Source organism: Fictibacillus sp. BK138, assembly GCF_004216955.1.
Classification (GTDB): domain Bacteria; phylum Bacillota; class Bacilli; order Bacillales; family Fictibacillaceae; genus Fictibacillus.
Genome location: NZ_SGXL01000001.1, coordinates 1,309,729 through 1,331,268 on the forward strand (window position 1 = coordinate 1,309,729; position 21,540 = coordinate 1,331,268).

Consider the following 21,540-nt stretch of genomic DNA (forward strand, 5'->3'; position numbering starts at 1 on the left):
GTTTTAAAAAGTGGATATGCTGATAAAGATGCATTTTCTTTATTCATGTGCACTTTGAAAGGAGATTTCAAACGTTATGCTTTATCAATTTTCAAGAAATGAACTTGCAATAGGAAAAGATGGAATTGACGTTCTAAAAAACACAACTGTAGCAGTACTCGGAATCGGCGGAGTGGGCTCTTTTTCAGCAGAAGCTCTTGCCCGTTCAGGTGTAGGACGTTTAATCCTTATAGATAAAGACGATGTAGACATCACCAATGTCAATCGCCAAATACATGCTCTAGTTACTACAGTAGGACAGCCAAAAGTAGATTTAATGAAAGAAAGAATCGCTTTGATTAATCCAGAGTGCGAAGTTATCGCCTTAAAGATGTTCTATACAGAAGAAACGTATGAACAAATCTTTGAATACGGATTAGATTTTGTAGTTGACGCATCTGATACGATTTCCTATAAAATTCATCTTATGAAAGAATGTCTTAAACGTAAGATTCCAATTATCTCAAGCATGGGTGTAGCAAATAAGCTGGATCCAACGAAACTTCAGATCGCGGATATTTCTAAGACAAGCTATGATCCGATCGCCAAGGTTATACGCCAGCGCTTAAGAAAAGAAGGAATTACAAAAGGTATTCCAGTTGTATTCTCAGATGAAAAACCCATTCAAATTCGCGAGGAGATCAGAAAAGAGATCGTTCCTGAGAACGCACCAGGGATACGTAAAGCGAAAATGCCTCCATCATCCAACGCATTTGTTCCATCCGTTTCAGGATTGTACATGGCTGGATATGTAATCAATAAAATTATTGAGAAGAATAACATTACAGTTGAAAGAATTCGATAAAATTGGAAAGCTGACTGTAAAGTACATGTCTGAATGTACTTTTGCAGAGCAGCTTTTTTGCTTTCTATGGATTTTAATAATCTAGAATCGTTCAAATAAAAAAAGGCTAAACTCAAACAGCATCTGAGTTTAGCCTTTGCTTTTTTATTTTGCCATTTTCTCCAAGTTCCCGTTTTTATCCATTCGGAAGCTTTGATTTGTTTCTTCATCCTGAAACAGAACCATCTTTCTTGCTCGGTCCATAATCTGAATAAGAGCTTGATAATCTTCTTGAACTGTCTGATGTTCTTTCTCAAGGACAGCGAGCTGTTCTTTCATTACCTTGTTCTGCTGAAGCAATTCGTTCATCTGCAAACGGAGCTCCATGTTTTCCTGTACAAGCTTTCCACTCGATATTCCGTTTCTTTTTAAGCCACTCAGGAAGTCTATTACTTCATCCAATGTTAATTCTTCTTGTTTACTAGGTTGCGGCGCTTGATAAGTAGAGTTGGCAGCTGCAGCCGGTATATGGTTTACTGCTGGTGAGGCAGGCTTTGCAGCAGGCTGTGTTTCATATGCATTTGAAGGTGAAGCTGCTCCTCTATCATACGTATAAGGAGTTTTAAAGAATTCCTCAGGATGATAGGTTTCATCATCATGCATCTGCGGTGTTTTAACCGGCTGAATAGCAGGTTTCGTTACAGATTTGGACTGTGGCTGCTGCTGTGACTTAGCTAGAGCGCGCTGTCGTTCTTTTCTTTGCTTTTTCGCAATCTTTAAAGCTTGTTCATATTTCTTTCTGACGATTGCATTCCATCTGAAACCAACTGCAGCACTCGTCCGTTCTAATTTATCTCCAACCTCTTCAAAGGCATGAAGCTGTGTACTACCTTCACGGACATGGCGCAAAACCGTTTCGGCCAAGAGCAGATCGTCTTCTTCTGACCAAGCGTCCTGTCTGATTTTTGACACGTAAATCCTCTCCTTAGCTTTTCAAAAATATCGTTTAATATTTTCATGTTTACCAAAGAGAGAAATTCCTATACACTTACGAACAAAAATTTTGCTAGTTTGATAAGACAGTTAAAAGAATGATAGATTTACTCACCTTTTTTCTTTCGGTCATTAAAATAGTCCAATCTCTTTTTTATGTTTTTTTCATAGCCTCGTTCTGTCGGTTCATAAAATGATTTCCCAAGCATGTGCTGCGGTAAATAATTTTGTGGTACATAGCCATCCTCAAAGTTATGAGGGTATTTATAATCTGCACCATGGTTCAATTCTTTGGCTCCTTTATAATGAGCATCACGAAGATGGATAGGTACAAGACCTGTTTTTTCTTTTTTTACCGCTTCCAATGCTTTATCAATACCTAATATAACTTTATTGCTCTTTGGAGCGGTTGCCAAATAGAGCGTTGCTTCTGCAAGTGGTATTCTTGCTTCTGGCATTCCTATAAAGTCAGCTGCATAACTGGCAGCCTGTGCAACAAGTAAAGCGTTAGGATCAGCCAGGCCAATATCCTCTGCTGCATGAACCATGAGACGACGTGCAATAAAACGTGGATCTTCGCCTGCATAAATCATTTTGGCAAGCCAGTAGAGGGCAGCGTCGGGATCGGAGCCGCGTATGCTTTTAATAAATGCAGAGACAGTATCATAATGATTGTCTCCTTTTTTATCATATTGTAGTACTCTTTGCTGGATGGATTCTTCTGCAATTTCGAGTGTGATGTTGATATCGCCGTTCTTATCCGGTTTAGTGGTAAGCACTGCGAGTTCCACAGCATTGAGTGCAGTACGGGCATCACCGTTTGCTATAGAAACGATGTGATCCAATGCTTCTTTTTTCATCTTAACGGGGTGCTTTCCATATCCTCTTTCATCATCTTTCAATGCTTGTTCGATAATTTTAGCGATATGATGGTCTGTTAATGGTTCAAAACGGAATAGTCTTGATCTCGACAAAAGTGCTGGATTGATTTCAAACATCGGGCTTTCCGTTGTTGCGCCTATTAAAATCACTGTCCCATCCTCTACATACGGAAGTAGGGCATCTTGCTGATTCTTGTTAAACCGATGAATCTCGTCTATAAAGAGTACTGTTTTCTTATCTTCCAATAAAAGCCGTTCTTTTGCTGCGTTCATTACAACTTTTAAGTCAGCCACTCCAGAAGTTACAGCATTCAATTGTTCGAACCATGCAGATGTTGAATTTGCAATGATTCTGGCTAAAGTAGTCTTACCTGTTCCAGGAGGACCAAAAAATATCATCGGAGTCAGCTGGTCTGCTTCAATCGCTCTTCTTAAGAGTTTGCCTTCTCCTGCTATGTGCTCCTGACCAATAAACTCATTGATCTTCCGCGGGCGCATTCTATTGGCAAGCGGTCGTTTTAATGAATGAGAATTTTCATCTTTATAGGAAAACAAGTCCATATATGTTCATCCTTCCGTACACTTGTTCTTAAATGTCATATGAACATACTATACATCAGTCCTTCATGCAAGGTGAAACTATTTCGTGCTATAATAAGCTTTAGATTTTCATTTTCGGTTGCTTAAAAAGCTTCAGCCAGGAAGGATTTTGCAGAATGAAAGACCAAAAGCAATCAAGACCGGGCAAATTTTTGTTTGAATGGTCTGTTTTTTTTGTGGGCTTATTTATAATGGCCTTTGGAATTGCACTCATGATTAAAGCTGAACTGGGCAGTGCCCCGTGGGATGTTCTTCACATTGGTCTGTTTTCACAGTTTGGATTAACAATTGGAACTTGGTCGATCATCATGGGCTTTTTCGTTATACTAGCAACTGCGATACTGACAAAGAAGTTTCCTCAAACAGGAGCATTTTTAAATATGATATTTGTCGGACTGTTTATCGATTTTTATCTATGGCTTCCTTTTTTTCATAACCCGATAACCATAGCAGGTAAATTGTGGTATCTCTTAATCGGAATACTAATCCTAGGGTTTGGGATCGGTCTGTATATCGCTTCTAATCGAGGTGCAGGACCGCGAGATAGTCTGATGCTTGCTTTAACAGAAAAATCAGGAATGAAAGTTTCGAGAATCCGATTATTTATGGAGTTGTTTGTGCTATTTTTCGGCTGGGTTCTGCATGGTCCTATTTCTTATGGGACAATTCTATTTTGTGTCACGATTGGTGCAATCGTAGGCAGAACATTGCCTTTATGTCAAAAAGCAGTAAAGTTTGTTTTAGAACGGAGTGAACAATATGAAAATATCAACAAAGGGCAGATACGGATTAACCATCATGATGGCATTAGCAAAGAGATCAGGTGAAGGTCCTATTGCTTTAAAATTGATTGCTAAAGAGCACAGCTTATCAGAACATTATCTTGAGCAGCTGATCGCGCCGCTAAGAAACGCAGGTTTGGTAAAAAGTATAAGAGGTGCGTATGGAGGTTATATTTTAGCTAAAGAAGCTTCTACTATAACTGCTGGAGACATTATTCGTGTACTGGAAGGACCCATTTCACCGGTAGAAGTAATGGATGATGAAGAACCGGCAAAACGTAATCTTTGGATAAAGATTCGTGACGCTGTAAAAGATGTGCTCGATTCTACAACATTAGAAGATTTAGCGAACTATGAAGACGAAGGCGCACAGGACGCCTATATGTTTTATATTTAGGAAGGAATCTGATGATGAAAAACGTTTATTTGGATCACGCTGCAACATCACCTGTTCATCCTGAAGTGATTGAAGAGATGATCCCATATTTAACGGAGCATTTTGGAAATCCTTCTAGCATACATCAATTTGGCAGACGTGCACGCAAAGTTCTTGATGATGCCCGTATTGCAATAGCCTCTTCTATTAATGCTACCAGAAACGAAATTATATTTACTAGCGGGGGAACAGAAAGTGATAACCTTGCAATACTGGGAACAGCTTCAGCTTTAATGGAAAAAGGAAAACATGTTATTACTACAAAAGTGGAGCATCATGCTGTTCTGCATACCTTTCATGAACTTGAAAGGAGAGGCTTTGAGGTTACTTATCTATCAGTCGATAAGAACGGACGAATTTCCCTTGATGATCTAAAAGCATCTCTGAAAGAAGAAACGATTCTTGTTTCTATCATGTATTGCAACAATGAAACAGGAACAACCCAAGACATTAAAGAGATCGGCAGCTTATTAGAAGAAAATAATATTATCTTTCATACAGACGCGGTTCAGGCATATGGTCTGATACCATTGGATGTTAAAGAACTTAACATTGATTTAATGAGTGCGTCCGGACATAAGATCAACAGTCCAAAAGGGACAGGCTTTCTTTATGTAAAAGAATCGGTACCATTTCTTCCTCAAGGCTTCGGCGGTGAGCAAGAGCGTAAACGCCGTGCCGGTACAGAGAATGTAGCTGGGATCGCGGCATTGAATAAAGCCGCAGCGTTATCAATGATAGAGCGGGATGAACGCTTCGATCAATATATGATTTATAGAGATACGATGAAAAAAATATGGACTGAAGAGAACATTCATTATGTAGAGAACGGCAGCAATGAACACTTTTTGCCGCATATCTTAAATGTCAGTTTTCCTGGCGTGAAAACTGAAGTGCTTTTAGTTAACCTTGATATCGCAGGTATAGCGGCTTCAAGCGGCTCGGCTTGTACAGCTGGTTCACACGAGCCTTCGCACGTACTGGCTGCCATGTTTGGAGAAGATGAACGTACAAAATCATCCGTTCGTTTTAGCTTTGGGTTAGGCAATGAATTGGAAGATATTGAATATGCTGCCCGTGAGACAGCAAAAATCGTGAAACGTTTAGCAAAATAAGTTACAATGTTTGTCATATGAAAGAAATGAGGTGGACAGCATGCAAACTGAATCAAACAAAAAGGCACCTCAAGATACACGAGTAGTTATTGGAATGAGTGGCGGTGTGGATTCTTCAGTTGCCGCACTTTTACTAAAAGAGCAAGGCTATGACGTTATCGGAATCTTTATGAAAAACTGGGATGATACCGATGAGAATGGCGTCTGCACAGCTACAGAAGATTACAACGATGTGATAGCGGTCTGCAACCAGATCGGCATTCCATATTACGCTGTGAATTTTGAAAAAGAATACTGGGATAAAGTATTCACGTACTTTTTGGAAGAATATAAAGCAGGAAGAACACCTAATCCTGATGTGATGTGCAACAAGGAGATCAAATTTAAAGCATTCTTGGAGCATGCCATGAATTTAGGTGCAGATTACGTTGCTACAGGCCATTATGCACGAGTGGCTGAAATAGATGGCGAAGTTAAAATGCTTCGCGGTGTTGATGAAAATAAGGATCAAACCTATTTTCTTAACCAGCTTTCACAAGAACAGCTTAAAAGAGTTCTGTTCCCGATCGGCGAGTTAAAGAAGCCTGAAATCCGCACGATTGCTGAAGATGCAGGACTTGCAACAGCAAAGAAAAAGGATTCCACCGGCATCTGTTTTATTGGTGAAAAAGACTTTAAAGAGTTCTTAAGCCAGTACTTGCCTGCAAAGCCTGGCGAGATGCAAACACTGGACGGGGAAGTAAAAGGTAAGCATGACGGATTAATGTATCATACGATCGGTCAGCGTCATGGTTTAGGAATCGGCGGTAGCGGAGATCCTTGGTTTGTTGTCGGGAAGAATTTGAAAGAAAACGTACTGTATGTTGAACAAGGATTCCATAACGATAAACTTTACTCAGACAGCTTGAAAGCAGTAAAACCGAGTTTTGTTTCGGATAAACCTGTATCTTCTGAATTCAAATGTACAGCAAAGTTTAGATACCGCCAGCCTGACATGGGGGTAACGGTTCATGTGATGGAAGACGAAACACTTAACGTTGTCTTTGATGAACCACAAAGAGCGATCACTCCGGGACAAGCTGTTGTATTTTATGATGGCGATGTTTGCTTAGGCGGAGCAACGATTGATACCGTCTATAAAAATAGTGAAGCGATCAAATATCTATAAAAAATGCTTAAAAGCTGGCAAAATCGGTTGGAATAAACCGAACGCCAGCTTTTTTTGCTATAAATAGATCATCAAGCGGCATTTATGCTCGCTGGATGATCGCCATCCGAGATTTATGATCGCCATCCGAGATTTATGATCGCCATCCGAGATTTATGATCGCCATCCGAGATTTATGATCGCCATCCGAGATTTATGATAAATACGCCAGAAACTCTGTGCGATTTTCGGCCTGGTTTGATATACTTTGGTAGGAAATAAGGATGGGGGTATAGAAATGGAGCCTTCAAAAGGACTTGAATACTTAAAAAAAGGAAAATTTGAAGAAGCGGCAAAAAGCCTCGAAGCAATGATCGAAGCCGATCCTCAAAACCCGGTTCACTATATTAATTTTGGAAATCTGCTATCCGCGGTACATGAACATGAAAAAGCGATACAATTTTTTGACAAGGCCTTATCACTCGATCAGAATGCTTCGGCTGCTCTATATGGAGCTGGAATTGCATGCTATCATCTTGAACAGTTTACAAAAGCAGCAAAGCTCTTCCAAGAAGCAATAAAAGGCGGACTTCAGGACTCGGACACATATTTTATGACAGGCATGTCGTTCGTATCACTCGGTGAAAACAAATTAGCGTTTCCATACTTGATGAGAGCGACTGAATTGAACGAAGATGACAATGAGGCACTTTTCCAGTTTGGACTTTGTCAGGGAAGAATAGGGGATGTTAAATCTGCTTTGAACTCATTCGAAAAAGTAACAAAAAAGGATGAAAAGCATGCAGATGCCTGGTATAACTTTGGTGTTTCTTTGAGTTTTTTTGATCGTAATGAGGAAGCTCTTGCTGCATTTGAAAAAGCTTTAAAAGTTCAGCCAAATCATTATTTGGCTGGGAATGGGAAAAGGAATATCGAAAGTAAGAATACAAAACAATAAAAGGGGATGCTTTATGGCACAGCAGCCTTCCTTTAACTTAGAGGATGGAACGTCTCAAACAACCCGTTATATTAAAGGAACATTGATTTCCACCGTATATCATCAATCTGAAAGTCTTTATACGGTAGCACGGGTGAGAATCAAAGAGACAAACGAAAATTATGATGAAAAAGAAGTCATGATTACCGGCGTCCTCCCGCCATTAAGGGAGGATGAACTCTATCTGTTCTATGGCAGATTTAAAGATCACCCCAAATATGGGAAACAGTATGAAGTTGAATATTTTAAAAAAGAGATGCCTCAATCGAGAGAAGCGATGGTTCAATATCTTTCAAGTGACTTGTTTAAGGGCATAGGCAAGAAAACGGCTGAACATATCGTAGAGGTTATGGGTGATGATGCGATCACGAAGCTCTTAGAATCTCCAGAATACATAAGCCAAATTCCAAAATTAACAGAAGAACAGGCACAAAATTTACATGAAGCACTGTTGCAGAACAGAGGATTGGATCAGGTTATGATGGCCGTACAGCCATATGGGATCGGTCCTCAGTTAGCTATGAAAATCTTTCAAACGTACCAGGATAAAGCGGTCTCTGTTGTAAAGAATGAACCGTATCTGCTTATTGAGGATATACCAGGTATTGGGTTTCACAGGGCAGATGAAATAGCAAAAGGCAATGGCATGCAAGTGAACCATCCTGAACGTATTCAGGCTGCATGCCAATTTCTTTTAAGAGATCAAGGGACTGATCTGGGACATTCATATCTGCCGGTCGAGGAACTTCTATCAGGAGTCAGAAAACTTTTGGCTGATGGAAAAGATACTGTAGACGAGATGAGTATTTTCAGGGAAATTCAAGGTATGGAAGCTGAAAAAAAGTTGATATTAAAAGAAAATGTAGTGTATTTGCCGTCTCTCTATTTTGCTGAACGAGGATTCGCTCAAAAAATTAATCATCTTTTGCAGAGTCAAAAAACGGATTATGATATTCCTGTTGAGCAGATTGAAACTGAACTTGAAAAATTAGAAAAACGTCTTAATATCAAATACGCTAACAGTCAAAAGGAAGCGATTAAAAAAGCGTTAACATCTCCGGTAATGGTGCTCACAGGCGGTCCAGGTACTGGTAAAACAACCGTTATTAAAGGAATCGTAGAACTTTATAGTGAGATACATGGGGTAGGTCTGAACATCGATGATTATCGCGGAAAGAAGGAACCATTTCCTGTTTTGCTTGTTGCGCCTACAGGACGTGCTGCAAAGCGCATGACGGAATCTACTGGTATTCCCGCTCATACCATTCACCGTCTATTGGGATGGAGAGGCGCAGGTCACTTCGAAAAAAACGAAGATCAGCCGGTCGAAGGAAAGCTTTTAATCGTCGATGAAATGTCGATGGTCGATATTTGGCTTGCATATTCACTTTCAAAGGCGCTTCCAGAGCATATTCAATTAATTTTCGTGGGAGATGAGGATCAGCTTCCTTCCGTAGGTCCAGGTCAAGTGTTAAAAGATCTGCTTGAATCAGAGCATATTCCGCAAACCCGATTGATTGATATCTACAGACAATCTGAAGGTTCTTCCATTATTCGTTTAGCACATGAGATGAAAAAAGGGAATCTGCCTCAAGACTTGATGATTCCTCAAAAAGACAGGCGTTTTTTTGCTTGTTCTGGAGAGCAGGTCTTTCAAGCTATCCTCCAAGTATGTGAAAATGCCATCAAAAAAGGCTATACATCAAGAGATATTCAAGTGCTAGCCCCAATGTATAAAGGCCCAGTAGGCATCGACCGGTTGAATACGGAACTACAGCGTCTGTTTAATCCCGAAAAACAAAAACAACGTCAGCTACAAGTTGCAGATGTTTTTTACAGAAAAGGGGATAAAGTACTTCAGCTTGTCAATCAGCCTGAAGATAACGTTTTTAACGGAGATATAGGAGAGATCGTAGCGGTTATATATGCAAGGGAGAACACAGACAAAGAAGATCAGATTGTCATTAGCTTTGATGAGATTGAAGTTACATATAAAAGAAGTGAGTTTAACCATTTTACACACGCTTTTTGCTGCTCCATCCATAAGTCTCAAGGCAGTGAGTATCCGATTGTCATTCTTCCTATTGTGAAAAGCTATTATAGAATGCTTAAACGCAACCTCATTTATACAGCAATCACGAGAAGCAAGGAATATCTGATCTTATGTGGAGAACAAGAAGCGTTCTCTTGGGCAGTACAGCGCTCTGATGAATCAGAAAGATATTCTGGTCTTAAACTTCGGCTGCAAGAAACCTTACTGGAAAAAGATTTTATGAATGATACGCTCTTTAACGAAACAAACTAGAAATGTTCGGAGGATGATAAAAAGCATCTTGTCGGACATTTCTTTTTTCATATCTATAAGCAGGTTGATACTTCAAACTCCACTTCTGGCGTATATTTTGGAAAGTTTCAGGACACCCTTGTAAAAGTATATTTAAAGGAGAGAGAGCAAGTGGAATGTCCGAACTGCAGCCGAAAAGATATTGGGAAAATCGGAGTGAACCAGTATTATTGCTGGAACTGTTTTATTGAGCTTTCCATTGTTAGAGGAAGACTGTCCCTTCATCAAGTGGAAGAAGACGGCTCATTAACTTCACTCGACGATTTATTTGAGGATCATGACCTGACTTATAGAGAGAGTACTTCATAAGTTTTTATTACTCTGATGTCGAGGTGATAAAGCATGAATAGGACCATGAGTTCTCTTTTCGCACTTGGTATTGGAGCGGCGACATATGCGATGAGAAACAGAAGGATGTCTAGAATGTCCAGAATGAATATGAATTTTTCGGATATCGGTGACCTTTGGACATCGAGACGCGCAAAAAAAATCCGAAAAAGAATCGCAAAAGCCATTTATTAAATGTATTCCCCGTCTATTAAGACGGGGTTTTTTAAAAAAAGGGTGAGGAAGAATGACAAAGGAAAATCGAATGAAGTGGATCTACCGGCTTGCACTTCTGTTATTGCTGTTTTTATGTTTATTCCTTCTCATGAAGTTAAATCCTTTGTATCAACCATTATTAAAGGCGCTCAAAGGGGTGTTTTTACCTTTCTTCCTAGCCGCTCTCATTACATACCTGCTTCACCCTCTTGTAGAATATGTGCATGAGAAAGGCGTTCCTCGGTTTGTAGCAATTTTAACGATATACCTTCTGTTTTTTGGAGGGTTAGGCTATACCATAGCTAAGGGGTTTCCTTATTTTGTCGTTCAATTGAAACAGCTCCTAGAGAATGTCCCAGCTCTTGCAAAAGATTATAAAGAGCTCTTGTCTAAGGTCGACAAAGGAACTTCAGCTCTTCCTTATTCCGTTCATTCCAAAATCGAACAATATATTGTTAAAATGGAGGTTAGTGCACAGAACATTTTAACGAACGCCATTTTTTCTCTAAGAAAAATTGTCGATTATTTTTTCGTCATTATCGTAGTACCTTTTTTGGTTTTTTATTTTCTGAACGATTTTGAAAAGATTAAAAAAGCTGCCTGGTATATTACACCACGCAGGTTCCGACATGAAGGCAAACATCTTATCGAAGATGTAGATAAATCGCTCGGGGGATATATTAGAGGACAGCTTTTTGTTGGAGCTATCCTTGGAGCTGCAGCTATGGTAGCACTCTGGATTGTTGGAATGCCCTATCCGATTCTTCTAGGGATCGTCATTGCTATTACAGACATCATTCCTTATTTTGGCCCCATCTTAGGTGCTATTCCTGTTATTTTGATTGCACTGACAATCTCTTGGAAGATGGTCTGGATCACCATTGGTATCATGCTTGTTCTTCAATTTATTGAAGGGAATATTCTCGGACCATTTATTGTCGGCAGAAACTTGCACATCCACCCAGTCTTTATCATCTTCTCACTCCTTTTAGGAAGTGAACTCGCTGGAGTACCTGGTATGATTTTGGCAGTTCCTGTATTTAGCGTAATAAAAGTTATCGTCATACACATTCGGGAACATCGATTACGACAACCGATTGACAAGTCAGAATAAATAAACGTATACTAACGCTAGAAGAACAAAAATCGTTGAAAGAGATAAGTACGTTTTAGTCCTTTCTATAGAGAGAAACATCCACCGGCTGAAAGGTGTTTCAGAAAGAAGGAAACGGAAAGCTACTCTGGAGTGCAGAAGGAAAATCTGCCGTTAAGCCGCGTTAAGGCTGTAATCAAGGTGACATGTCATTACATGTAACCAGGGTGGTACCGCGTGAATTTAAACTCTCGTCCCTGTTTTTTGGGATGGGAGTTTTTTATTTTAGCTTTTTTTATAAGAGGTAATTATTTTTGGATAATCTTCATTGATAAGTTGATTGGAGTGTAAGGTGCGTGCCTACCACCTGAGATGCTTCTTGTTAGGCATGCGACGAGGAAGATCACATCTGTAGCATTGACTTGTAGACGCAGGAGCAAGGATACTTCCCTGAAGCGGACAGGTGAGACTCCTAATGACACATCGTGTCAAGGAGGCTCACCGCCCGCCCCGCGGAAAGCGAGCACCTGAAACGGAGATCAACCACTTCCAAGGACAAAAAAGCTATAAGAACAGCCTTATTTTTAACAAAATTATTTAAAAGGAGAATGAAAACAATGAAAACTTTGACTTCAGCTCAAGTCAGACAAATGTTCCTCGATTTTTTCCAAGAGAAAGGCCATCGTGTAGAGCCTAGTGCTTCGCTTGTGCCGCACGAAGACCCAACTTTACTTTGGATCAACAGTGGGGTAGCTACGCTTAAAAAGTATTTTGACGGCCGTGTGATTCCAGAGAATCCTCGTATTACGAATGCACAAAAATCTATCCGTACGAATGATATTGAGAATGTTGGGATTACTGCAAGACACCACACTTTCTTTGAAATGTTAGGCAACTTCTCGATTGGTGATTATTTTAAAGTGGAAGCAATTCTCTGGGCTTGGGAGTTTTTAACGAGTGAAGAATGGATCGGATTTGATCCAGAAAAACTTTCTGTTACGATCCACCCCGAAGATGATGAAGCTTTTGATATTTGGACGAAGCAAGTAGGACTTCCTGAAGAAAGAATCATTCGTTTAGAGGGTAACTTCTGGGATATTGGGGAAGGCCCAAGCGGACCAAATACTGAGATTTTCTATGATCGTGGAGAGTCTTACGGAAGCGATCCGGCAGATCCAGAATTGTATCCTGGCGGTGAGAATGAAAGATACCTTGAAGTATGGAATCTAGTATTTTCTCAGTTTAACCATAATCCAGATGGCACGTACACTCCATTGCCAAAGAAGAATATCGATACAGGCATGGGGCTTGAAAGAATGGTATCTGTCATTCAAGATACGAAGACAAATTTTGAAACTGATCTTTTTCTTCCAATCATAAAAGAAACGGAGAAACTTTCAAATACGTCTTATGGACATAGTCCTGAAAGTGATACTGCTTTTAAAGTTATTGCAGACCATATCCGTACGGTAAGCTTTGCGATTGGCGATAACGCACTTCCTTCAAATGAGGGGAGAGGCTACATCTTAAGACGCTTGATTAGAAGAGCGATCCGATTTGCTAAAAAGATGAACATCAATAAGCCTTTCATGTATGAATTAGTGCCGACTGTAGCTGATATCATGGTAGATTTCTATCCAGAAGTGAAAGAAAAAGTACCTTTTATCCAAAAAGTTGTAAAGACTGAAGAAGAAAGATTCCATGAAACCATTAACGAAGGATTAGCTATCCTGGAAGATGTCATCACAAAAGAAAAATCAGAAAACAATAAGATTATTTCTGGTAAAGACGCATTTAAACTTTATGATACATTCGGTTTCCCATTTGAACTAACACAAGAGTATGCAGCAGAAAATGGAATGGAAGTTGACCAGGAAGGCTTTGAATCTGAAATGAAAGCTCAGCGTGAACGTGCACGTGCTGCGAGACAAGAAGTCGATAGCATGCAGGTTCAAGGCGGTGTTCTATCAGACATTACAGTGAAAAGTGAGTTCTCAGGTTATGAGTCCTTGAGCGGAGAAGCAAGAATCCTGGAAGTACTGCAAAACGGAGAGCGTGTTTCCATGGTTTCAGAAGGTGAAGAGGCACAGATTATTCTTGATGAAACGCCATTCTATGCTGAGAGCGGAGGTCAGATTGCTGACCAAGGTACAATTACAGGAAATAACCTTCAACTGCGAGTTAAAGATGTGCAAAAAGCTCCAAATGGGCAAAATCTGCATACAGTAGTCGTTGAAAAAGGTGTTCTAGAAAACAACATGCAAGTCTCGGTGTTAGTTGACAGAGAAACGCGTGCAAAAGTTGTAAAAAACCATACTGCTACACATTTGCTTCATCAGGCATTAAAAGATGTATTAGGCACACATGTTAATCAGGCAGGTTCACTTGTTCAAGAAGGCAGACTGCGGTTTGATTTTACGCATTTTGGAAGCATCTCTCCTGAAGAGCTTGAGAAAATTGAAGAGATCGTAAATGAAAAAGTTTGGTCGAACATCCCTGTTGAAAAAATGGTAAAAAATATTGCTGAAGCAAAAGCTATGGGAGCTATGGCTCTTTTTGGCGAAAAATATGGTGAGACAGTTCGTGTAGTTAAAGTTGGAGATTACAGCCTGGAATTGTGTGGTGGGTGTCATGTGAACAATACAGCTGAGATCGGATTGTTTAAAATCGTATCAGAATCTGGAATTGGTGCTGGTACAAGACGTATTGAAGCGGTTACTGGTGAAGCAGCTTATCGCTTGATGAATGGTCAAGTTCAGCTGTTAAAAGATACGGCTGCAAAGTTAAAAACAAACCTAAAGGATGTTCCTCAGCGTATTGATGCTATGAACGATCAAATTCGTGAGCTGCAAAAAGAAAAAGAATCATTAGCTTCAAAACTCGGAAACCTGGAAGCAGGAAGCCTTGTGGACGAAGTACAAACGATTAATGGAGTATCTGTTATCGCTAAAAAGGTAAATGCTTCTGATATGAACGGGCTGCGTTCGATCGTTGACGACTTAAAGAACAAACTTCAGAGCGGGATTGTTATTTTAGGTGCTGAAAGCCAAGGAAAAGTAAATATTGTTGCTGGGGTTACAAAGGATTTAGTGTCAAAAGGATACCATGCAGGCAACCTTGTTAAAGAAGTTGCAGTTCGCTGCGGCGGAGGCGGCGGAGGACGTCCGGACATGGCTCAAGCAGGCGGGAAAGACCCTGAAAAGTTAGAAGAAGGCATAGATTCTGCAGTTGAAATGATTAAAACGGTTTCCTAAGCGTTCATCTATCATGTACAATAGAGAAAATAACTAATTTGTCCCTTAAGGGAGATCTTCAGAAAGAGGTGTTCGCAAGTGAGTTCAATGGACAAGACGATGAAGTTTAATTTCAACGAGGATGATGCTTATAAGACGAATGTTGAAACTGTCCTGTTTTCTGTTTATGACGCCCTGCAGGATAAAGGCTACAATCCGATCAACCAGATTGTTGGTTATTTGCTCTCAGGTGACCCGGCATATATTCCGCGCCATAATGATGCGAGAAGTATGATTCGTAAACTTGAGCGGGACGAGCTTATCGAAGAGCTCGTAAAATCATACCTTTCAAATCAAAAAGAAGGAAGCCGTTAATGACAAGAATACTCGGATTGGACGTCGGTACTAAAACGATTGGTGTTGCCGTATCAGATTTACTAGGCTGGACAGCACAAGGCGTAGAAACAATTAGACGGCGTCCTAACCATCCTGAAGAAGATTTAAACAGAATTAAAGAGCTGATTTCCCAATATGAAATCGGCGAGGTTGTTGTCGGCCTGCCAAAGAATATGAACGGGTCGATCGGTCCTAGCGGTGAGGCTTGTCAAAACTTTGCGAAAGAACTTGAAAGTCTTACTGGTCTTTCGGTTATCCTATGGGATGAGAGGCTGACTACAATGGCAGCTGAACGTACACTTATATCCGCCGATGTAAGCAGAAAAAAACGCAAGCAGGTTATTGATAAACTCGCTGCTGTAATTATTCTGCAAGGGTATATGGACAGCCAAAAAAATAAAAATTGAGGTGAGCCTATTATGGCAAAAGAAGAACGCGAACGCATTATTATTCCAGATGAGAACGGTGACGAAAACCTATTTGAAGTTTTATTCAAATTCGATGTTGATCAGACTGGGAAATCATACATGGTTACAATACCTGTAGCAGATTCAGAAGATGACGATACGGATGAAGTAGAAGTATTCCCTTTCCGTTATGAAGAAAAGGGAGATGCAGATGATGATCTTGCTTTGTTCCCTCTTGAAACAGATGAAGAGTGGGATATGATCGAGGAAATGTTAAATACTTTCCAAGATGATGAGTACGAAACAGAATAATTTTAATGGGGCTGCTAAAAGTTACTTTTGGCAGCCCTAATTTTTTGTTTTCACATGTAAAACAGTGATGTCGAAAAATGTCTAAGAATGTAAACTCGTGGATATAAGGTTGTAACTTTTGGATTGGGGTACAAAACTTTTGGATTCAATCCCCTTTTTTGAGGATTCACACCAAAAACTTTTTGATTGGGACTCGCAGCACTTTCGAAAACCGCTTTCACTGAGCCACAAACCTCTCTTAAGTGCTGTTTCGAAAGAATGTCTCCATTACGAGTTATCCTATTTTTGTTATTACTGCTAATCTCGACAATTTCTGCTAGCAAAAGTATAATTAAACAGATGGAAGGGGGAAAAAGGATGATACAACTCCAGTCGTCTGGGAATTACATAGAAAATAAGAAAAAGAAACGCACAAAATCCATCATATTAACGATAATTGCTTTGTTTTTAGCAGTGATTGTTCTTGCTGCTGGCATTCTATATTTTTATTATAATAAGAATATCGGGGCATTTGATTCAGCTAATCAAGAAAAATTCACTGTTGAGATTCCGATCGGTTCCTCAACGGCAAATATTGGAAAAGAGCTTGAAGATAAAGGGATCATTAATAGCGGTCAATTCTTTAAAATTTATACGCGTGTTAAGGGAGAAGGAGATTTTCAAGCAGGAGTTTATCAATTGTCTCCATCCATGAACCTTACTGAAATTATCGCTGCTCTTAAAGAGGGAAAATTATTTAAAAAACCTGAACTCACTTTAACCATTCCAGAAGGGTTTAATGTTCCTCAAATTGCTGGAGAGATAAGCGCGAGAACTGGTTATGAAAAAGAAGAAATATTAAAAGTGATGACAGATAAGGCATTTCTAAAAGAACTTCAAGAAAAATATAAGAACATACCAGATGATATTTACAAAGAGGGTCTTTATTATCCATTGGAAGGATTTTTATTTCCGGCGACATATGAATTTGATAAAAAGAAGCCTGAGCTGAAAGAGATTGTGGATAAAATGGTAGAGCAGTCCTCGACTGTTATTGCCAAATTTGAGAATGACATAAAAAAGAGCGGATATTCATTGTTCGAGATGATTACGTTAGCCTCTCTTATTGAAGAAGAGTCTCAACGTGAAGACGATCGAAAAAAAATCTCTGGTGTTTTTCATAATAGACTAGAACAAAACATGAAATTGGATTCAGACCCAACGGTTAAATATGCTAGAAAAGATTTTGATGTACAAGTTTTATATGAGCATCTAGAAGTTGATTCTCCATATAATACGTATCGCTACAAAGGAATCCCGATCGGTCCTATCGCATCTCCTGGGGAAAAATCGATTGAAGCTGCATTGAAACCGGTAAAGATGGAAGAACTATTCTTCTATGCAAGGCCGAACGGAGAAGTAATCTATACGAAAACATTGCAAGAACATAATGCCGTATACAAGAAATACAGAGATGAATGGAAAGTATGGCAAGAGCAACAATAATATTTTGTGAGGATACTAACTTATAGTATCCTTTTTTTAAAATGTTCATAATAGGTTGAAATATCCTGGACTCTCGCCTTCATAAAAAGATTATGTTACAATATACCGGTTAGTGTGAAGGAGGCGTGTTACTTTGGTCTCAAATGAAGTAAACCAATATATTGAAAAGTTAATCCCTGCACGCTCTGAACATATTTTAAAAATGGAGCAGTATGCTAAGCAGCATGATGTACCGATCATGGAATTATCGGGTATGGAGACCCTTTTGACATATGTCAGATTAAAAAGCCCTAAACGAATTCTGGAAGTGGGTACAGCCATCGGTTACTCTGCAGTAAGAATGGCTCTTGCTAATGAGACAACCGAAATTGTAAGTATTGAAAGAGATGAAGAACGGTACAATATAGCAAAAGAAAACGTTACTGCATTACGACTCAACGATAGAATAACACTATTGCTCGGCGATGCGAATGAATTACAGAGTCAAGTAGAACAATATGCCCCATACGACTTTATTTTTATTGATGCAGCTAAAGGGCAGTATCAAAACTTCTTTGATCATTATTCAGCAATGCTGTCACATGATGGTATGATCATTACTGATAATGTACTCTTCAGAGGGTATGTCGCAGATGAAAGCGGCTTAGAGAGCAGAAGGCTGCGTTCTCTTGTTAAAAAAATTAGAAGCTTTAATCAATATATCATGCAGCATCCAGATTATTATTCTTCAATCTTGCCGGTAGGAGATGGTATGATGGTGAGCATTCGAAAAACCTAAAGGTTCAGCAGTTTGGAGGAGTAATAGAAATGGCACAAAAACCTATCGTAATTGGGGTTGCAGGCGGATCTGGATCGGGTAAAACGACGGTAGCCAAAGAGATTTACAGGCAGTTTGCAAATCAGTCGATTCTTATTATTGAGCAGGACGCTTATTATAAAGATCAATCTGAAAAATCAATGGAAGAACGTTTAAAAACAAACTATGATCATCCATTAGCTTTCGATAATGATCTGTTGATCCAGCATATCATATCACTTCAAGCATATGAATCCGTTGAAAAACCTGTGTACGACTATACAGCGCATACAAGAAGTGATAAAATTATCCCAGTTGATGCTAAAGATGTCATTATATTGGAAGGTATTCTTATACTCGAAGATGAACGTTTACGTGATTTAATGGATATTAAGTTATTTGTCGACACAGATGCTGATGTGAGAATCATCAGAAGAATGGTTCGTGATATACGTGACCGCGGCAGAACTTTAGAATCTGTAATCGATCAATATACTTCAGTGGTGCGTCCTATGCATAATCAGTTTATCGAACCTACAAAAAGGTACGCGGATATTATTATCCCAGAAGGCGGTCAAAACCGTGTTGCTATTGATTTAATGGTAACTAAAATTAAGACTATTTTAGAAGACAAAGCATTATTGAAAAAATGAGGAACTCTCCTCATTTTTTCGGTATAATTGGGTAATCTTTTCTTTAAAACGGCATGGCATTCAACTATTGTCCTATTTTTTATACATACCCTGCCGGAATTATCATATAACGTAACAAGGGTACTGATTATTGAAGGAGTGAATAAACATGGCAGACGAGAAAAAACACTATATGACCCTAGAGGGTAAGCAAAAGTTAGAAAACGAATTAGAATTTTTAAAAACAGAACGCAGAAAAGAAGTAGTTGAAAGAATTAAAGTAGCAAGAAGCTTCGGAGATCTTTCAGAGAACTCTGAGTATGATGCTGCAAAGGACGAGCAGGCTTTTGTAGAGGCGCGTATCGTTCAATTAGAAAAGATGATTCGTGATTCAGTGATCATTGAAGACAATAAAGACCAATCTGATAACGTTTCCATTGGGAAAACGGTTAAATTCCAGGAGCTTCCTGATGGAGATGAAGAAACATATGTGATCGTCGGAAGTGCCGAAGCAGATCCATTCGAAGGTAAAATTTCCAATGATTCTCCGATGGCTAAAAGTTTATTAGGCAAGAAACCAGGAGACAAGGTTTCTGTACAAACACCAGGCGGAGAAATTAACGTAGTCATTTTAGAAGTAAAATAATCAAGATCATCAGAAAGAAGGCTTGCCCCTCGTGGCAAGTCTTTTTTGTTTAAGAATATTGCGATGAGGCGAAAATGTGGTTAGGGAGGTGACCGCATTGTTATCTCGGAAAAGAACAATAACTGTAGGGGTTATCATATTATTATTTATATTCGGTCTGATGTACCGGTTAGCAGATATACAGCTTATTTCAACGAAATCTTTTTCAAAAAACAACGTTAATTTAATCGAAGAGAGTGTAAACCAGCGAACTCACCGTTTTACAATTAATGACGGGAGAGGTTATTTTCTAGACCGCAACGGTGAGCTGCTTTCTACAGATGTAAAACCTCAAATTGTTGTGTTTCCGAGTCTCTATGCCAGGGATTGGCCCTTAGAATCCATTTCAGAGATCCTTCAGCTTCCATCAAAAAAAATAGAAAAAATGATCAATAGGTTGGAAAAACCTGCTGCACTTTTATTGTCTAAAGAGCTGACGCTCCAGCAGATGAATCAAATCAATGAATTGGAAATCCCAGGTCTGTATGCACAGCTTGTGACCAAAAGAAAACCTCTGCCATTTGCAAATCATATAATCGGGGCAGTTGGAGAAGACCCGGAGTTAATAAAGCAAAAGTATAAAGACAAATTGGAAAAGGGAACTGTAAGCACATCAACGAAAACCGGAAAAAATGGAATGCAATATACGTTTGACCCTTTTTTAATATCTGAAGGGAAAACACAGTTTATTTATCATGTGGACAGACAAGGAAACCCTTTATTCGGGCTGGATGTAAAATATCGTGCCCAGGCGAATCCGCTGTATCCTTTGCATGTTATGACTACTATTGATAAAAAAATGCAGGAAGCTGTGGAGAAATATTTAAGCTATCACCAGGTAGAAGCGGGAGGCGCAGTCCTGCTTGACGTAGAATCAAATGAACTTCTTGCAATGGCTAGCCGTCCTGTATTTAATAGTAAGACGATCTATGAACATGAAAACAAGATGACCACCCTTCAAATTCCTGGTTCGACCTTTAAGATTGTAACAGCTGCTGCTGCCATTGAGAAAAACAAGATACAGAATGATAAACTTTACGACTGTAATCTAAATATTTATGGAAAAGAAGATGAGAGAAAATTAGGAATGCTTAATTTTGAGGAGAGTTTCTCTCAAAGCTGCAATAAGACGTTTGGAGACCTCGCAAATGAAATGGCAGCAGAGGATAATCATTTTATAGAAGAATATGCTTCCAAACTAGGTCTTCTCGAGTTAAACGGATGGAGAGGACAAGTATATCATTATGATAAATTTTCACATTTCTATCAAGAAGAACGAGGACAAATAAGAAATCCTCATAAAAAGATTCAGGACTATCAATCACGCCTCGCCATCTCACAGACCGCGATCGGACAGCTCGATGTAAAAATTACTCCGCTGGCAGCCGCCAATATGATGGCAACCATTGCAAGGGGCGGCATTTGGTCAGAAGTAAAAGCTGCTAAATCAGTGAATTTTGCCAATGGAACCGAATTGGTAGAATTTAAGAATCATACTGGCAAAAATAAATCATTATCTCCATATACGATGATGAGGCTGCAATCCTTACTGGTTAACACTGTAAAGGATGAAAATGGGACAGGACATTCTTTGCGATCACTTCCTTTTCAGGTAGCGGGCAAGACAGGTACAGCTCAAAAAGGAGAAGGATCGAATGTTTATAATAAATGGTTCGCAGGTTATTTTCCCGCGGACAACCCCAAATTCGCATTAGTAGTAGTTGATATGAAACACGATTCACTAAACAGAACAATTCCTGTTTATGCCGATATCGCAAAAGCAGTTATGGAGATATCAGACCGTCAAGAGCAATAATGGGATAATAAGAATGAAAAAGTG

21 protein-coding genes and 1 other annotated feature are annotated in these 21,540 nt (G+C 39.4%); of the genes, 19 read left to right on the forward strand and 2 right to left on the reverse strand.

Annotated elements, in window-relative coordinates; genetic code table 11:
* Window positions 1–76: 76 nt before the first annotated feature.
* Window positions 77–844, forward strand: a complete 768-nt coding sequence (locus EV282_RS06345) for a tRNA threonylcarbamoyladenosine dehydratase (RefSeq protein ID WP_130294711.1) — start codon at window positions 77–79, stop codon at window positions 842–844.
* A gap of 144 nt (window positions 845–988) precedes the next feature.
* Here EV282_RS06345 and EV282_RS20555 read toward each other — a convergent pair whose 3' ends face one another.
* Window positions 989–1,795: an RsfA family transcriptional regulator gene (locus tag EV282_RS20555; protein ID WP_130294713.1), complete on the reverse strand. Its 807-nt coding sequence runs from the start codon at window positions 1,793–1,795 to the stop codon at window positions 989–991.
* A gap of 128 nt (window positions 1,796–1,923) precedes the next feature.
* Window positions 1,924–3,258 carry an AAA family ATPase gene (locus tag EV282_RS06355; protein ID WP_130294715.1) on the reverse strand — a complete coding sequence of 445 codons (1,335 nt, stop codon included), beginning with the start codon at window positions 3,256–3,258 and terminating at the stop codon, window positions 1,924–1,926.
* A gap of 155 nt (window positions 3,259–3,413) precedes the next feature.
* Between EV282_RS06355 and EV282_RS06360 the strand changes: the two genes are divergently transcribed.
* From EV282_RS06360 to EV282_RS06445, 18 genes are all read left to right on the forward strand, one after another.
* A complete protein-coding gene (locus tag EV282_RS06360; RefSeq protein WP_130294717.1) occupies window positions 3,414–4,124 on the forward strand; it encodes a YczE/YyaS/YitT family protein in 711 nt (236 codons plus the stop codon).
* Complete coding sequence (gene cymR, locus EV282_RS06365; RefSeq protein WP_130294718.1) at window positions 4,057–4,476, forward strand: cysteine metabolism transcriptional regulator CymR; 420 nt, start codon at window positions 4,057–4,059, stop codon at window positions 4,474–4,476. The genes EV282_RS06360 and cymR overlap by 68 nt, the downstream gene beginning before the upstream one ends.
* A 14-nt stretch (window positions 4,477–4,490) precedes the next feature.
* A complete protein-coding gene (locus EV282_RS06370; RefSeq protein ID WP_130294720.1) occupies window positions 4,491–5,630 on the forward strand; it encodes a cysteine desulfurase family protein in 1,140 nt (379 codons plus the stop codon).
* A gap of 40 nt (window positions 5,631–5,670) precedes the next feature.
* Entirely contained in the window at window positions 5,671–6,798 is a 1,128-nt protein-coding gene (mnmA, locus tag EV282_RS06375) for a tRNA 2-thiouridine(34) synthase MnmA (protein WP_130294722.1), read from the forward strand.
* 277 nt (window positions 6,799–7,075) lie between these two features.
* Entirely contained in the window at window positions 7,076–7,735 is a 660-nt protein-coding gene (locus EV282_RS06380; RefSeq protein ID WP_130294724.1) for a tetratricopeptide repeat protein, read from the forward strand.
* Between the two features lie 13 nt (window positions 7,736–7,748).
* On the forward strand, window positions 7,749–10,079 hold the full coding sequence (gene recD2 / locus EV282_RS06385; protein ID WP_130294726.1) for an SF1B family DNA helicase RecD2: 2,331 nt from the start codon (window positions 7,749–7,751) through the stop codon (window positions 10,077–10,079).
* Window positions 10,080–10,229: 150 nt separating this feature from the next.
* Window positions 10,230–10,427, forward strand: a complete 198-nt coding sequence (locus EV282_RS06390) for a hypothetical protein (protein WP_130294728.1) — start codon at window positions 10,230–10,232, stop codon at window positions 10,425–10,427.
* A 33-nt stretch (window positions 10,428–10,460) separates the two neighbouring features.
* Window positions 10,461–10,640, forward strand: a complete 180-nt coding sequence (locus EV282_RS06395) for a YrzQ family protein (protein ID WP_066291262.1) — start codon at window positions 10,461–10,463, stop codon at window positions 10,638–10,640.
* Window positions 10,641–10,692: 52 nt separating this feature from the next.
* Window positions 10,693–11,775: an AI-2E family transporter gene (locus tag EV282_RS06400; RefSeq protein WP_130294729.1), complete on the forward strand. Its 1,083-nt coding sequence runs from the start codon at window positions 10,693–10,695 to the stop codon at window positions 11,773–11,775.
* Window positions 11,776–11,801: 26 nt separating this feature from the next.
* Window positions 11,802–12,016, forward strand: a binding site (T-box leader).
* Between the two features lie 355 nt (window positions 12,017–12,371).
* Window positions 12,372–15,008: an alanine--tRNA ligase gene (gene alaS, locus EV282_RS06405; RefSeq protein ID WP_130294731.1), complete on the forward strand. Its 2,637-nt coding sequence runs from the start codon at window positions 12,372–12,374 to the stop codon at window positions 15,006–15,008.
* 78 nt (window positions 15,009–15,086) lie between these two features.
* Window positions 15,087–15,362: an IreB family regulatory phosphoprotein gene (locus EV282_RS06410; RefSeq protein ID WP_130294733.1), complete on the forward strand. Its 276-nt coding sequence runs from the start codon at window positions 15,087–15,089 to the stop codon at window positions 15,360–15,362.
* On the forward strand, window positions 15,362–15,790 hold the full coding sequence (gene ruvX / locus EV282_RS06415) for a Holliday junction resolvase RuvX (RefSeq protein WP_130294735.1): 429 nt from the start codon (window positions 15,362–15,364) through the stop codon (window positions 15,788–15,790). Before EV282_RS06410 ends, ruvX begins: the two co-directional genes overlap by 1 nt.
* 12 nt (window positions 15,791–15,802) lie before the next feature.
* Complete coding sequence (locus EV282_RS06420) at window positions 15,803–16,102, forward strand: DUF1292 domain-containing protein (RefSeq protein ID WP_130294737.1); 300 nt, start codon at window positions 15,803–15,805, stop codon at window positions 16,100–16,102.
* A 357-nt stretch (window positions 16,103–16,459) separates the two neighbouring features.
* Window positions 16,460–17,587 (forward strand): endolytic transglycosylase MltG, encoded by a 1,128-nt coding sequence (gene mltG, locus EV282_RS06425; RefSeq protein ID WP_165389380.1) that lies wholly within the window; start codon window positions 16,460–16,462, stop codon window positions 17,585–17,587.
* A 133-nt stretch (window positions 17,588–17,720) separates the two neighbouring features.
* Window positions 17,721–18,365 (forward strand): O-methyltransferase, encoded by a 645-nt coding sequence (locus tag EV282_RS06430; RefSeq protein ID WP_242611839.1) that lies wholly within the window; start codon window positions 17,721–17,723, stop codon window positions 18,363–18,365.
* A 29-nt stretch (window positions 18,366–18,394) separates the two neighbouring features.
* Complete coding sequence (udk, locus tag EV282_RS06435; protein ID WP_130294741.1) at window positions 18,395–19,036, forward strand: uridine kinase; 642 nt, start codon at window positions 18,395–18,397, stop codon at window positions 19,034–19,036.
* A gap of 148 nt (window positions 19,037–19,184) precedes the next feature.
* On the forward strand, window positions 19,185–19,661 hold the full coding sequence (gene greA, locus EV282_RS06440) for a transcription elongation factor GreA (RefSeq protein WP_130294743.1): 477 nt from the start codon (window positions 19,185–19,187) through the stop codon (window positions 19,659–19,661).
* Window positions 19,662–19,758: 97 nt separating this feature from the next.
* Window positions 19,759–21,516 (forward strand): peptidoglycan D,D-transpeptidase FtsI family protein, encoded by a 1,758-nt coding sequence (locus EV282_RS06445; RefSeq protein WP_130294745.1) that lies wholly within the window; start codon window positions 19,759–19,761, stop codon window positions 21,514–21,516.
* Window positions 21,517–21,540 lie beyond the last annotated feature (24 nt).

Excerpts from the sequence above, each read along its gene's own strand:
- EV282_RS06345 (WP_130294711.1), top strand. The coding sequence starts at position 77 with ATGCTTTATCAATTTTCAAGAAATGAACTTGCAATAGGAAAAGATGGA.
- EV282_RS06355 (WP_130294715.1), bottom strand. The coding sequence starts at position 3,258 with ATGGACTTGTTTTCCTATAAAGATGAAAATTCTCATTCATTAAAACGA.
- EV282_RS06360 (WP_130294717.1), top strand. The coding sequence starts at position 3,414 with ATGAAAGACCAAAAGCAATCAAGACCGGGCAAATTTTTGTTTGAATGG.
- cymR (WP_130294718.1), top strand. The coding sequence starts at position 4,057 with ATGAAAATATCAACAAAGGGCAGATACGGATTAACCATCATGATGGCA.
- EV282_RS06370 (WP_130294720.1), top strand. The coding sequence starts at position 4,491 with ATGAAAAACGTTTATTTGGATCACGCTGCAACATCACCTGTTCATCCT.
- mnmA (WP_130294722.1), top strand. The coding sequence starts at position 5,671 with ATGCAAACTGAATCAAACAAAAAGGCACCTCAAGATACACGAGTAGTT.
- EV282_RS06380 (WP_130294724.1), top strand. The coding sequence starts at position 7,076 with ATGGAGCCTTCAAAAGGACTTGAATACTTAAAAAAAGGAAAATTTGAA.
- recD2 (WP_130294726.1), top strand. The coding sequence starts at position 7,749 with ATGGCACAGCAGCCTTCCTTTAACTTAGAGGATGGAACGTCTCAAACA.
- EV282_RS06395 (WP_066291262.1), top strand. The coding sequence starts at position 10,461 with ATGAATAGGACCATGAGTTCTCTTTTCGCACTTGGTATTGGAGCGGCG.
- EV282_RS06400 (WP_130294729.1), top strand. The coding sequence starts at position 10,693 with ATGACAAAGGAAAATCGAATGAAGTGGATCTACCGGCTTGCACTTCTG.
- alaS (WP_130294731.1), top strand. The coding sequence starts at position 12,372 with ATGAAAACTTTGACTTCAGCTCAAGTCAGACAAATGTTCCTCGATTTT.
- ruvX (WP_130294735.1), top strand. The coding sequence starts at position 15,362 with ATGACAAGAATACTCGGATTGGACGTCGGTACTAAAACGATTGGTGTT.
- EV282_RS06420 (WP_130294737.1), top strand. The coding sequence starts at position 15,803 with ATGGCAAAAGAAGAACGCGAACGCATTATTATTCCAGATGAGAACGGT.
- mltG (WP_165389380.1), top strand. The coding sequence starts at position 16,460 with ATGATACAACTCCAGTCGTCTGGGAATTACATAGAAAATAAGAAAAAG.
- udk (WP_130294741.1), top strand. The coding sequence starts at position 18,395 with ATGGCACAAAAACCTATCGTAATTGGGGTTGCAGGCGGATCTGGATCG.
- greA (WP_130294743.1), top strand. The coding sequence starts at position 19,185 with ATGGCAGACGAGAAAAAACACTATATGACCCTAGAGGGTAAGCAAAAG.